This is a genomic window from Micromonospora sp. NPDC049903 (genome assembly GCF_044460945.1).
Taxonomy (GTDB): Bacteria; Actinomycetota; Actinomycetes; order Mycobacteriales; family Micromonosporaceae; genus Micromonospora.
This window is the reverse complement of sequence record NZ_JBITKL010000017.1, coordinates 85,474-98,356: the sequence shown is the minus strand read 5'-3', so window position 1 is coordinate 98,356 and position 12,883 is coordinate 85,474. Positions and strand designations below refer to the sequence as shown.

Sequence of the window (12,883 nt, the reverse complement as noted above, 5' to 3'; positions counted from 1 at the left end):
TTATTCCGCGTTACCTTTCCGAGAGGCGGGAGCCGAGCGGTACAGCGCGAAGTCACGGCCGTTCGGCTGGTGGTAGACCGACCATTGCTGACGGAACAGCCCTCGGTCCACCATGGACTGCCAATTGTCGCCGAGGCTGTTCCCGTCGGCTTCCCACCATCGGGTGAAGAACCAGGCGGAGAACGGGTCGTCGATCGGAAAAGACGGGTGGGCTGCCACGATTTCGGCAACCCGGGCCGGGGGGAACATCGCCTCCGCTATCCGGCGCAACTCGGCGGTCAACCCGGAACCGTTGGTGAACTCCTCCTTGCGCCGGTTGGCCACGTGCGCCGGCAACAGCGTCCGCGCGAACTCGCGCAGCGCCCACTTGCGTACCGGTACGCCGTTCACGGTGCGGATCTTGTCGGCGACCGGAAGCTCCCGCGCGTGCCGCATGACCGGGGTGCACAGGAACGGCACCCGCACCTCGACGCCGTGCGCCATGGTGCAGCGGTCCAGCCGCAGGCACTCCGACACGCCCAGATCCGCCTGGTACTGCAACAGCATCGAGTCGAGGTAGGGCGTCGGCACGTCCTGGAACTCGTCGTACCCGCCGAACAGTTCGTCGGCGCCCTCGCCGGAGAGCAGCACCTTCGTCCCCTCCTGACGGGCGGCACGCGCGGTGAGGTAGGTCCCGACCCCCGCCATGACCGTCCACCGCTCGAAGGATCCGGTGGCCTCGACCACCCGGTCGACGATCTCCGGCAGTTCGTCGGGGTCGACGATGACCTCGTGGTGTTTGGTGCCGAGCATCTCCGCGACCTGCCGCGCTGCCGTCAGATCGGTGCTGGATCCGGTGCCGCAGGTGAAGGTCTCGACCGCACCTGCCCCGACGGACTCGGTCGCGAGGCGGGCGATCAGTGAACTGTCCACTCCGCCGCTGAGCATGCACCCCCACCGGACCTCACCGGGGATCTGCTCGGCGACCGAGGCTGTCAGCAGGTCACCCAGGGTCCCTCGGAGGGCGTACTCATGGACGATTCGTCGCCCTTCGCCGGAGGTGCTCCACACCGTGCCGGGTGGCACCCGCCGGACCTGTCGGCGCAGCTCGGGCGGGAACGCCGCGACGGTGCTCGCCACGTACCGGCCCCGCGACGTGTCGCACCAGTACAGCGGTTTGATGCCGACCTGGTCCACGGCCACCACGAGTTCCCGGCGCCGCAGATCCGCCAGGCAGATCGCGAACATTCCTTCGAGATGGTCGGCGAAGCGCAGACCGTACCGCTGATAGAGGAAGTGGATGATCTCGCCGTCGTTGCCACTGCGCGGGGTGAGACCGTGCCGCTCGATCAGTCGGTCGGCGTTGTAGATGGCCCCGTTGAAGACCACGACGACGGACCCGTCAGCGGAACTGAGGGGCTGGTGGCCGTCGTCAAGTCCGCTGATCGCCAGCCGGTTCACGCTCAGCGCACAGAACCCGAGATCGACGCTGGCGGTCTGGTCCGGTCCGCGTGTCGCCTGGGCACGCAGCGCCGCGGTGATGAAAGCGTCGTCGACCGGGTATGAAGCAGCGATGCCACACATCTCACCGACTCCTCGGCGTGGCTCTGGACGTCCACGCATGGCGCTCCTGGTCAGCGCAGCGCGGTTGTCGGCGGGGACCGACACGCCCCGGTGAGCGCCAGCCTCCTGCGGTGAGCAGCACGGTACCGGACGTGACGTCGTCGACAACGCCACAACCGGGTTTCCGACAGACAAGTCGGGTCGATTCTTTCGAAGGCGGCCCCATCGCCCGTCCCGGCCGGCGGGGACAACACAAAGAGCCGCGTGGCGATGTGCCGCGCCGTCGTCGCCGGATGACTGTGCGGTACGCCCGCTTCTCAGTAGGCTCCGACGAATGGATCAGGGAGAGCGCCCGGATCCGGTGGTGGGGGTGGCGAGATGGCGGTACATCACGAGTCGGCGTTCGGCGACGCGATCCTCGCGGCCCTGCTGGGCGACGGCTGGCTGGAGGGCGACCCGGCCGACTACCGTCCCGAGCTCGGTCTCGACACCGCGCAGCTGTTCATGTTCATCGGCGCGACCCAGCCCGACGAATGGGAGGACCTGGTCACCTACTACGGCGGGGACCGGGACGCCGCCCAGCGCGGCTTCACCAAGCGGCTCGACCAGGCGATCGCCGACACCGGTCTGCTGGACGTGCTCCGCAAGGGCGTCAAGGACCACGGGGTACGCATCCGGCTCGCGTACTTCAAGCCGTCGTTCGTGGAGTCGGAGGCGATCCTGGCCGACTACCGGCGCAACCGGCTCACCGTGGTCCGCGAGTTGGCGTACGCGACCAAACAGGCCGACCGGGGCCATCGGCTCGACCTGACGCTGTTCCTCAACGGCATCCCGGTGGCCACCGCCGAGCTGAAGAACCCGCTCACCGGCTCCGGGGTCGAGCACGCCAAGGAGCAGTACCGCACCGATCGCGACCCGACCGAGCTGATCTTCTCCCGCCGAGTGGTGGCGAACTTCGCCGTCGACCCGGACCTGGTCTTCGTCACCACCCACCTGCGGGGTGCGAAGACCTGGTTCCTGCCGTTCAACACCGGCAGCGAGGGCCCGGGACGCCCCGGTGGGGAGGGCAACCCGCCGGCCGACGGATACGGCAGGTACGCCACCTCCTATCTGTGGGACGAGATCTGGCAGCGGGACAACTGGCTCGACCTGCTGGAACGCTTCGTGCACCTGCACCAGGAGAAGGGCGCGGACGGTCGTACCCGAAAGACGCTGATCTTTCCGCGCTACCACCAGTGGCACGCGGTGAAGCGGCTCACCGCGCACGCGGCCCGGCATGGCGCCGGGCACCACTATCTGGTGATGGCCTCGGCCGGCTCGGGCAAGTCGAACACCATCGCCTGGCTCGCGCACCGGTTGTCGTCGCTGCACACCCCGAACGATCCGGCGGCGCTCGACCCGGACGCGCTCGCCGCCGGTGTCACGCCGGGCACCCCGGTCTTCGACAAGGTCCTCATCATCACCGACCGGCGGAACCTGGACTCCCAACTGCGGGACACGGTGGGGAGCTTCGAACAGACCGCCGGACTGGTCGTGAAGATCGACGAGAGGCACGGCGCGAAGTCGGAGCAGCTCGCCAAGGCGCTCTCGCAGGAGACCGGCAAGATCGTCACGGTCACGCTGGCGACCTGGCCGGCTCTCAAGGACTACCTCCAACGCAACCCCACGGAGATCCGCGGTAGCCGGTTCGCGATCGTCGTGGACGAGGCGCACTCCTCGCAGGCCGGCGAAGCCGCCACCGACGTGCGGCGGGTGCTGCGGGACCTCGGCCTGGACGCCGACTCCGACGAGGCCGGCGCGACCAGCGCCGCCGGGCCACGGACCGCCGAGGAGAAGCTGGCGGCGAGCGTCCGCAAGCGGCAGCGCAGCGCCAACCTCTCCTACTTCGCCTTCACCGCCACGCCGAAGGCCAAGACCCTGGAGCTTTTCGGCACGCTCGGCTCCGACGGCAAGTACCACCCGTTCCACACCTACTCGATGCGGCAGGCGATCGAGGAGGGCTTCATCCTCGACCCGCTGCGCAACTACGTCACCTATGACACGTACTGGAAGCTGGTCAACGAGAACCCGGACGAGAAGGAGGTCGACTCGTCCAAGGCGAACAAGGAGCTCTCCCGGTACGCGCTGACCCACAGCTCCACCGTGGCCCAGCACGCACAGATCATCGTCGAACACTTCCGCGCGCACACCGCCAGGCGGCTCGGCGGTCGGGCGAAGGCGATGGTCGTCACCGCTTCCCGGCAGAGTGCCGTGCAGATGTCCCGGGCGATCAAGCGGTACCTCGCCGACCGTGACTACCCCGACCCGGGGGTGCTGGTCGCGTTCTCCGGCACGCTCAGCTACGAGGGTGAGGAGGTCACCGAGTCGAAGGAGAACGGCGGGCTGGCGGAGAGCAACCTGCCGAAGGCGTTCGCCTACACCCGGGCCGACGACCGGACCGGCCGCGCCGGCACCGCCGCCGGCCGGCGCGAATACCGCATCCTGGTGGTCGCGGAGAAGTACCAGACCGGCTTCGACCAGCCGCTGCTCACCACCATGTACGTCAACAAGAAGCTCACCGGTGTCTCGGCCGTGCAGACGTTGTCCCGACTCAACCGGACCGCCGACCGCAAGAGTCAGGGTGACCTGGCGGTGCTGGACTTCTGCAACGACGCCGAAGATGTCAAGGAGGCGTTCCGGCCGTACTTCGAGGAGGCGGAGACGCTGCCCTCGGACCCGAACCTGCTTTACACGGCGCAGAGTCGGGTGATGTCCGCGCGGTTGCTGGTCGAGGCGGAGATGCAGGCGTTCGTGGAGGCGTACCTGGCGGCCGAGGAGCAGGCCGCCGGAAACGCGGCGAAGTGGGAGAAGCTGCACGCCGAGCTCTATCGGCACCTCCAGCCCACCGTGGACCGCTTCGACGAGCTGCTCCACGGGGAGGACGAGGCCGATGGTGAGGCGGCCGAGGAGTTCCGCGCCGACCTCACCGACTACGTCCGCAAGTACGGCTTCCTCTCCCAGATCGTGCCGTACAGAGACACGGAGCTGGAACGGCTCTACCTCTATGGCCGCCATCTGCTCAACCGGTTGCCCCGACGTGGCGACGGTGGCGTCGACATCGGTGAGGTCGACCTCAGCCACCTGCGGGTGGAGCAGACCGGCCAGCACGACATCAGCCTCGCCCCGGAGGGCGCGGCCGAGATGGAGGGCTTCGGCGACGGCTCCGGCGGGGCCACTGAGCCGGAGAAGAACCTGCTCTCGGCGCTCATCGAGCGGTTCAACGAGCGGTTCGGCACCAGCTTCACCGACGAGGACGTGGTCAAGCCGCTGAACGAGGCGATGGCCGAGCCGAAGGTCCGCCAGGCCGCCGTCGCCAACGACGAGGAGAACTTCGGCCACGTCTTCATCCCGGTCTTCGAGGAGAAGATGATGGACCACTTCGAGAGCGCCGCCGACCTCGGCCGCCGCTACCACGGGCCGCAGTCCGACTTCCGTAGTTCGCTCAACCGCAGCGCCCGCAGCGCCGCCTGGCGGCTGATCCGCCGCCAGGAGGGAGTCGTCGACGACGAGGCCGCCTGATGCGGGCAGAGCCGATCGCCGGCCGGTACGAGCGGGTCGAGGAGATCGGCGCCGGCGGGATGGGGCAGGTCTGGCGCGGCTACGACAGCGTCCTCGACCGTGAGGTCGCCATCAAACTCATCCGCCCCGACGCCGTACACAGCCCGGAACAGGCCGATGAGCTGGCCAAGCGGTTCCGCCGCGAGGCCCGCGTGACCGCACGCATCCAGCACCACGGCGTGCCCCAGGTGTACGACGCGGTGCTCGACCGCTCCTACGACCGGCTCTACCTGGTGATGGAGTTCGTCCGGGGCACTGCCCTGCGAGCCTTCATCGACCCGCAGCAGCCGCTACCGGCCACCTGGGCCGCCGCGATCGCCGCGCAGATCTGCACCGTCCTGTCCCACGCCCACGCCATCCCTGTCGTGCACCGTGATCTCAAGCCCGACAACGTCCTGGTCACCGCAGACGGGGCGGTCAAACTCCTCGACTTCGGCATCGCCGCCATCCTGCGTACCGACGTCACCCGGCTCACCGCGACCGGCAGCACCATCGGCACGCATCACTACATGTCGCCCGAGCAGATCCAGGGTGTGCAGATCACGCCACAGAGCGACCTGTACGCCCTCGGCTGTGTCCTGCACGAGCTCCTCACCGGGCACCGGGTCTTCGTCGGCAGCAGCGACTTCGAACTGTGGCGTCAGCACGTCACCGAGCCGCCTCCGCCCCTGCGTACGCTCCGCTCCGACGTTCCCGCAGCGATCGAGGAACTGGTCCTCGAACTGCTGGCGAAGGCTCCCGAGGACCGTCCCGCAGAGGCCTACGACGTCTACGAGCGGCTGCTGCCCTTCCTGCCCCTGCCCGGGTCGGCACCCGCCGTCTCGGACCCGACACGCCACACCATGCCTGATCCGACGCTGGTGTACCGGCGACCCAACATGCCGCGTCGTCGGCCTGAGCCCGCGCCCGTGGTGCCGACACCGCGTAGTGAGATGCCGGCCGCCGACCCGGCGGCGATCCTCCGGACCGACGTGCGGGACGCGATCAGAGCAGCGGTCACCCAGTCGGACGACCTGTTGGACGACGAACGCTTCACCCAGGCGGCCGAGGTGCTCGAACAGGTCATCAGCCCCGCCAGCGCCGCCCTCGGCGCCGAGAGTCCCCGGGTACTGGCGCTGCGCTCCCGGCGAGCCGCCATCCTCGTCATCGGCGGAGACTTCCGACGGGCGCTACCCGAGTTCGACGCCCTCGCGGCCGCCTACGCCCGGACCGCCGGTCCCACCAACGAGGACGCCCTGGAGTGCCTTCGCCAGGCAGCCCACTGCCGGGCCGAACTCGGCCAGGCCACCACCGCACTGCGCCAGTTCCGGCAGGTACTGACCCACGTACGCGCCGCCTCCGGCGACGCCTCCCCCACCGCTCTCGAACTACGCCGCAACATCGGCATGTTGTTGCTCTCCGAAGGTAAGGCGGCGGAGGCCGTCGACGAACTGCGGCCGCTGCACGATGACCTCTGCGTCGTCTACGGCCCGCAGCACGAGGAGACCCAGGAAGTCGCCGAAGTCCTCGCCCGGCTCCGACTCACCCATTGACCCGGATGTTAGGAAGGGACCCCTGCTATACACGAGGCGTTAGCAGGGGTCCCTTCCTTTCATGCGTGCGGCGGCCCTACCGCTCAGAGCCAGTCGTGTTCGCGGGCGTACCGGGCCGCCTCGTGACGGGTCCGGGTCTGCGTCTTGCGCATCGCGTTGGAGAGGTAGTTGCGGACGGTTCCGGGCGCGAGGTGCAGTCGGACGGCGATGTCGGCGACCGAGTAACCCTCGCCGGTGACCCGCAGCACGTCGGCCTCCCGTTCGGTGAGCGGGCAGTCCTCGGTGATGGCCAGCGCGGACACGTCCGGGTCGATCCAGCGTTTGCCCGCGTGCAGGGTGGCCACGACCGAGGTGATGTGGGCCGGCTCGGCGGACTTGCTGACGAAGCCCTGGACGCCGAGCCGCAGCGCCTTGCGCAGCACGCCGGGACGGGCGTGCCGGGTCAGCATGAGGACCACCTGGTCCGGAAGCGTACGCCGGATCTGCGCGACCGCGCCGAGGCCGTCCACGCCGGGCATCTCCAGGTCGATGACGAGAACGTCCGGCCGGTGCCGCAGGGTGGCCTCGACGGCGGACTGGCCGTCGTGCGCCTCGGCCAGGACGGTGATGTCCCCTTCCAGGGGAAGCAGTGCGGCCAGGGCCGACCGCAGCAGCACCTCGTCGTCGGCGAGCACGATGGTGGTCATCGCTCGTCCCTGCCCACGGTCGAGGGGGTGCCGGCGGGAACCGGCGGAAACGTCGCGGCGGTCCGGAACCGCCCCTGTCGCTGGTGCACGGTCAACTCGCCTCCGTCGTCGGCCACCCGCTTGCCGAGAACGGACAGCCCGCTGAGTTCAACGGGTCCGTCCCCGGTCACGCCGTCGTTGACGATGGTGATGCCCGACTCGGAGAGGGTGATCTGGACCTGGGTCGCCTGCGCGTGCCGCAGGATGTTGGTGGTCGTCTCGCGCAACACCTGGCCGAGCAGCTCACCGACCCGGGAGTCGACCTCCCCCTCCCGGGTCACCCGGACCCGGATGCCGGCGGCCTCGAAGAGGTTCTTCGCGTTCTCGATCTCTGCGGTGAGGTTGAGCCGCCGAGACGCGTGGGCGAGTTCCTTGGTCTGCGCGATGGTGTCGCTGACCAGCGCGTACGTCTCCCGCAGTTCCTTCTCCGCCCGCGCGGTGTCGCGGACCATCAGCTTCTGCGCCAACGCGATCTTCAGCTTGACCACGTGCAGGGTGTGGCCCTGGATGTCGTGCAGGTCGCTGGCGAAACGGAACCGTTCCCGTACGACCGCCAACTCCGCCTCGCGTTCCCGGGTCTGTTCGAGTTCCCGGATCAGGTCGTAGAACCGCTCCCCCACCACCGTCATCAGCGTCACCACGACGGTGAGGGCGGCCGGGACGAGGACGTAGGCGACCAGGACCTGGCGTACGTCGTCCCGCTCCACCAGGAGTCGTGTCGCACCGACGGCGGCGACGTAGGCCAACAACGCGACCGCCGCCAGGACGCGCCGTCGCACCTCGCGCAGGGCGAGGGAGCCCACGGCGCAGACCCCCCACCAGGCGTTCGGGCTGCCGGTGACCAGCGCACCGAGCGGCCACACCGCTGCCGCGACGATCAGGCAGGGCAGGGCGACCCGCGCGAGGTCGTCTGCGGTCCACCGCTCGAAGGCGACCAGGGCCGCCACCACCCCCGGGGCCAGCACGAGAGCGTGCCACCAGGTACGCGAGTCGAGGTACAGCAGGAGCAGCGCGGCGAACACCACCGGCGGGAGCGAGGTGATGAGGTTGATCCGACGCAGCCGTCCCCGCGTCGACTCGGTGAAGCGCGCCGATCTTGCAGTCACCATCCCAGTATCCGGCAGTGACCGGTCCCGACCAGTGACACCACGTCACATCCGGTCATGACGTGCGCGCACTGACGGGTGCCGACGATCCGCGCTGTCATGGATGCATGTCCAGCACCCCAGTCATCGACGTCGAACGCCTCAACCTCACCTACGGCGACTTCCACGCCGTACGGGACCTCTCCTTCCAGGTCCGGCGCGGCGAACTGTACGCACTGCTCGGCACCAACGGGGCCGGGAAGACCTCGACCCTGGAGGTCGTCGAGGGGCACCGGAAGCCGACCTCCGGCACGGTGCGGGTCTTCGGGCACAGCCCGCAGGACCGCCGCACGGTACGTCCCCGGATGGGCGTGATGCTCCAGGAGAGCGGATTCTCCCCGGACCTCACGGTTCGCGAGTCCGTCGGTCTGGTCGGCCGGCTCACCCGGCGCACGGACGATGTCGACCGGGTACTCGACCTGGTGGACCTCACCGGCCGGGCCGGCCGGCGGGTGTCGCAGCTCTCCGGCGGTGAGAAGCGGCGGCTCGACTTCGCCACCGCCGCCTACGGCACCCCCGAGCTGATGTTCCTGGACGAGCCGACGACCGGCCTGGACATCCAGTCCCGCGACGACGTCTGGGCGACAGTGGACCGGATGCGGGAGAACGGTGCCACCATCGTGCTCACCACGCACTACCTGGAGGAGGCGCAGCAGCGCGCCGACCGGATCGGGTTGATGCACCAGGGCCGTCTGCACCGCGAGGGCAGCGTCACGGAGCTGACCCGTACCCTGCCGGCGGTCATCCGCTTCACCCTGCCCACGGCGGTGCCGGCGCTGCCGCTGCCGGCGGTCGTCGACGCCGACGGCACGGCCGTGGCCGAGACCTTCGCCCTCCAGAAGGACCTGCACCTGCTGCTGCGGTGGGCCGAGGACCAGGCCGTGGAGCTGCGGGACCTCACAGCCGGACCGACCCGGCTCGACGACGTGTTCCGCGCCCTCGGTAACTGACCGCACCTTAGACAGGAGTGTCACCGTGTTGTCCATCGCGTCCAGCGAGCTGATCCAGATCTTCCGCAACCGGCTGGTCCTGATCACCAGCCTCATCGTCCCCGTCGCGGTCTGCGTGTTCTTCGTCCGCCAGCACGAGACCTTCGCGGCCATCGGCAGCCTCGGCTACATCGCGGCGATCGTGATGTTCACCGTGGCCGCGTTCGGGCTCTACGCCACCGCCGTCACCACCCTCGCCTCGCGGCGGCAGAACCTCTTCCTCAAGCGGTTGCGCTCCACCGCCGAGAGCGACACCGGCATCCTCGCCGGTCTGTTGCTTCCCGTCGTCGTCCTCGCCGTGGTGCAGGTGACCGCCATCCTCATCGCCCTGGCCGTCGTCGCCGGTCAGCCCTCCGACGTCCTCCTGCTCGTGGTGGCGACCATCGCCACCCTCGCCATGATGGTCGGCCTGGCGCTGGCCACCGCAGGACTGACGAACTCCCCCGAGCACGCCCAGGTCACCACGCTTCCCGTCACGCTCGGCGTGATCGCCGTGGCAAGCTGGGTGGGCATCACCGGCACGGCGGACCTCGCCTGGCTCAAGCGGCTGCTGCCCGGCGGCGCGGCCACCGAGCTGACCATGAACGCGTGGAACGGCGGCGTCGCCGTGGCCGACTCCCTGCTCCTGCTGGCGCCCACGCTGGGCTGGGTCGCCGTCGCCGTCGCCCTCGCCACCCGACTCTTCCGCTGGGAGCCCCGCCGATGACCGCCGACACCTGGAAGCCCTCGGACCCGCCGACCCTGGCCGAGGATCTCCTCCTGCTCCTGTTCCAGCCCCGGTCCGGCACCATCGCCGGAGAGAACACCCTCTTCTACGTACTCGCCGGGGCCGTCTTCGCCGACCTCGCGCTCGGCGGTCACCTGGCGACCACGGCGAAGGGACGGATCGGCGGCGTCGCGGACCACGTACCCTCCGACGACCTCCTGCGCTCGACCTGGGACTACGTCTCGGAGAAGCCCCGCAGCGCGCAGACCGTCCTGGCGGCGATCGGCCCCGGCCTGCGCCAGCCGGTGCTGGACCGACTCGTCCGACGTGGCGACATCCGCGAGGAAGCGCGCACCGTGCTCGGTCTGTTCCGCTCCACGACCCTGCGGGACGGCGACACCGACCGGCGGGCACGCCTGCTGGCCGAGGTCCGTGAGGTCCTCGTGGAAGGTGCGGAGCCGCCGGTCCGGGTCGCCGCGCTCGCGGCACTGCTCTCCGCCAGTGGAACGCTCCCCCAGTTCGATCACGAGATCCCGTGGACGTCGCCGGTGATCAAGCGCGCGAAGGACCTCGAACAGGGCGACTGGGGCGCCACCGCCGCAGCGGAGGCCGTGACCCGCACCGTGACGGCCACCGTCGTCAACAGTGCCGTCGCGGCCATCACCGTTCTTCCCCGAAGCTAGCCCCGGCCGCCGAGCGTGCGCAGCGCGGTCGAGGAGACCGCAGCCAGGTCGGGCTGGGCGGGCAGGAACACGGTGGGTACGCCCAACGACTGGTTCATCGCCGCGAGCCGGCACTCGGCCTGCAGGTCGCTGGTGTTGCGTACGCCCCGGAGGATCACCCCGATCCCGTGGTCGCGGCAGTACGTGGAGGTGAGGCCGCTCCAGGCCGCCACGGTCACGGAGGTCCACTCGACCGGCAGTGCGGCCCTCACGGCGGCGGCGCGCTGCACCTCGTCGGTGTCCGGATGCTTGACACTGTTGACGGCGACGAGCACGACCACCTCGTCGAAGAGGTCACGTGCCCGGCTCACCACGTTCATGTGCCCCGGAGTGAAGGGGTCGAAGCTGCCGGGATAGAGGGCTCGCACGCGTACGGTCGACGGCGCGTTCGTCACGGACGCAGGACCCGCTGCACGTCGCTGACGACCGGCGCCGAGGCGAGAGGCACCCAGGAGGCGAACAGGTCCCGGAAATAGGAGCCGTACCTATCCGCCACCGCAGGATCGCGCTCGACGACGTCCAGTTCGTTGACGACGCTCAGGTCCACCAGCGCCCGGAGGCGCGCCGCGTCCGGCGTCAGCACCTGCCCGGTGAAGCGGTCGAACACCTGGCCGGTCTCTGCCAGCTTCGGCCAGGTGCGCTTGCGGTCGCAGGCGCAGTACAGGTAGACGATCTCCTCAGCGTCGGCACCGACGAGGTCGCGCAGCACCGGGCGATCGGCCAGATCGAGCAGAGTGAGATCGAACCCGTCGGTGCCGTAGACGGCATGGGTGAGGCCGGCGGTCGCCACGTCACTGCCGCAGCCGAGGGCGGCGAGTCGTTCACCCACTCGGCACAGGTGGGCGTACAGGGTGCCGCCGGGATGAGCGATCCGCTCCGCGCCGTGCTCACGGAGCCAGTCCCGCACGCCGCCATCGGTGCGCATGGCCCAACCGTAGATGTCGGCTGTCGAATCCGTCGGCCTTGGACGTGGGCAATACGTCACAGCGGGATAGCAGGCGTCCGCTGTCGACGTACGGTCGGCTGTCGCACCTGTCGGCGCGTACCGCCGGTCACCGGTCCCGGGTGAACAGGGCCGCGATCAGCCCCTGCGGTGCGACGGTGGAGGGTCGGTCGCTGACCTGGCCGTCGCCGAGTTCGACGACCCGCCACACGCCGTCGGCGCGCAGCGCGAGGTCCACGGTGACGAAGGGTAGGCCGAGCCCGGCGATCAGTGGTGCGACCGATGCCAGGTCGACCTCGGCCGTCGCGGCAGCGTCCGGGCTGTCGGGGTGCGGTCCGATCAGGACGCACTCGCCGTCGACCCACCAGGTGCGGACCTCGGCGGAGGTGAAGTGTTCGAAGCGCCGCAGCACGAATCCGCCCACGAAGTCGTCCTCGCGCAACTCCAGGAACCGGCGCGCGACGCGCCACGCCGCCGCGCCGTCGGCGAGGTCGGGAATGTACGCGGCCTCGTCCCAGTGGTGCTTCATCGACTTGCTGTAGTCGCGCAGTACCGCCGGTCCCGCGCCCAGTGCGGCACGGGCGCGGTCGAAGTCGGCACGCTCCGCGCCCGTGGTCCACACCGAGGGCGGGGTGACCGGAGCGAGTGCGGCATACCAGCCGGGCAGTTCGTGCGCCCGCCGGTACTGCGCACCGTCGGTCCGCAGCACCACGCCGCGCTCGGCGAGCGCCTCGACGAACGTGGCGTACTGCTCGCTGCGCAGCATCCAGCCCCGGTACACGGCCGTGCCGGGGCCCTGGACCGGGGCGACCGCGCGGCGCGCGTCCCCGCCTCCGGCCAACGCGTCGTGGTCGACCACCGCCACCGTGAATCCGAGGGCACGTGCCGCCTGCGCCTCCGCCGTGAAGTGGTCGTCGGGTTGGCGTGGGCGCATCGGATTCGCGGGGACCGTCAGGATCACGCACACATCCTGCCCCACAAG

Annotated in this window: 11 protein-coding genes; 5 read left to right on the top strand and 6 right to left on the bottom strand. The window is 69.8% G+C overall.

From position 1 onward, the window contains the following. A complete protein-coding gene (locus tag ACIBO1_RS23225; RefSeq protein ID WP_396749905.1) occupies positions 1 to 1,563 on the bottom strand; it encodes an asparagine synthetase B family protein in 1,563 nt (520 codons plus the stop codon). 357 nt (positions 1,564 to 1,920) lie between these two features. On the opposite strand from ACIBO1_RS23225, the gene ACIBO1_RS23220 reads away from it, so the two are divergent. Both ACIBO1_RS23220 and ACIBO1_RS23215 read left to right on the top strand, forming a co-directional pair. Further along, the gene (locus ACIBO1_RS23220; RefSeq protein ID WP_396749903.1) at positions 1,921 to 5,100 is read left to right on the top strand and encodes a type I restriction endonuclease subunit R; all 3,180 of its coding nucleotides are present in this window, start codon (positions 1,921 to 1,923) and stop codon (positions 5,098 to 5,100) included. After that, positions 5,100 to 6,671, top strand: coding sequence for a protein kinase (locus ACIBO1_RS23215; RefSeq protein ID WP_396749901.1), 1,572 nt, complete (start codon positions 5,100 to 5,102; stop codon positions 6,669 to 6,671). The genes ACIBO1_RS23220 and ACIBO1_RS23215 overlap by 1 nt, the downstream gene beginning before the upstream one ends. 83 nt (positions 6,672 to 6,754) lie before the next feature. Here ACIBO1_RS23215 and ACIBO1_RS23210 read toward each other — a convergent pair whose 3' ends face one another. Then, complete coding sequence (locus ACIBO1_RS23210) at positions 6,755 to 7,357, bottom strand: response regulator (RefSeq protein WP_396749900.1); 603 nt, start codon at positions 7,355 to 7,357, stop codon at positions 6,755 to 6,757. Further along, a complete protein-coding gene (locus ACIBO1_RS23205) occupies positions 7,354 to 8,505 on the bottom strand; it encodes a sensor histidine kinase (protein WP_396749898.1) in 1,152 nt (383 codons plus the stop codon). Before ACIBO1_RS23205 ends, ACIBO1_RS23210 begins: the two co-directional genes overlap by 4 nt. A 104-nt stretch (positions 8,506 to 8,609) precedes the next feature. On the opposite strand from ACIBO1_RS23205, the gene ACIBO1_RS23200 reads away from it, so the two are divergent. Genes ACIBO1_RS23200 through ACIBO1_RS23190 form a run of 3 tightly spaced genes read left to right on the top strand, consistent with a single transcriptional unit; the run spans position 8,610 to position 10,919 of the window. After that, positions 8,610 to 9,491, top strand: a complete 882-nt coding sequence (locus ACIBO1_RS23200) for an ABC transporter ATP-binding protein (protein ID WP_396749896.1) — start codon at positions 8,610 to 8,612, stop codon at positions 9,489 to 9,491. Between the two features lie 25 nt (positions 9,492 to 9,516). Next, positions 9,517 to 10,236, top strand: coding sequence for an ABC transporter permease (locus tag ACIBO1_RS23195; protein ID WP_350699615.1), 720 nt, complete (start codon positions 9,517 to 9,519; stop codon positions 10,234 to 10,236). Beyond that, on the top strand, positions 10,233 to 10,919 hold the full coding sequence (locus ACIBO1_RS23190; protein WP_396749894.1) for a GPP34 family phosphoprotein: 687 nt from the start codon (positions 10,233 to 10,235) through the stop codon (positions 10,917 to 10,919). The genes ACIBO1_RS23195 and ACIBO1_RS23190 overlap by 4 nt, the downstream gene beginning before the upstream one ends. Here the strand turns inward: ACIBO1_RS23190 and coaD are convergent. From coaD to ACIBO1_RS23175, 3 genes are all read right to left on the bottom strand, one after another. Continuing rightward, positions 10,916 to 11,353 carry a pantetheine-phosphate adenylyltransferase gene (gene coaD, locus ACIBO1_RS23185; protein WP_396749892.1) on the bottom strand — a complete coding sequence of 146 codons (438 nt, stop codon included), beginning with the start codon at positions 11,351 to 11,353 and terminating at the stop codon, positions 10,916 to 10,918. The two genes, ACIBO1_RS23190 and coaD, sit on opposite strands and share 4 nt — an antisense overlap. Then, a complete protein-coding gene (locus tag ACIBO1_RS23180) occupies positions 11,350 to 11,883 on the bottom strand; it encodes a DUF6817 domain-containing protein (RefSeq protein WP_396749890.1) in 534 nt (177 codons plus the stop codon). The genes coaD and ACIBO1_RS23180 overlap by 4 nt, the downstream gene beginning before the upstream one ends. A gap of 127 nt (positions 11,884 to 12,010) precedes the next feature. Further along, positions 12,011 to 12,862 (bottom strand): ATP-grasp domain-containing protein, encoded by an 852-nt coding sequence (locus ACIBO1_RS23175; protein WP_396749888.1) that lies wholly within the window; start codon positions 12,860 to 12,862, stop codon positions 12,011 to 12,013. Positions 12,863 to 12,883 lie beyond the last annotated feature (21 nt).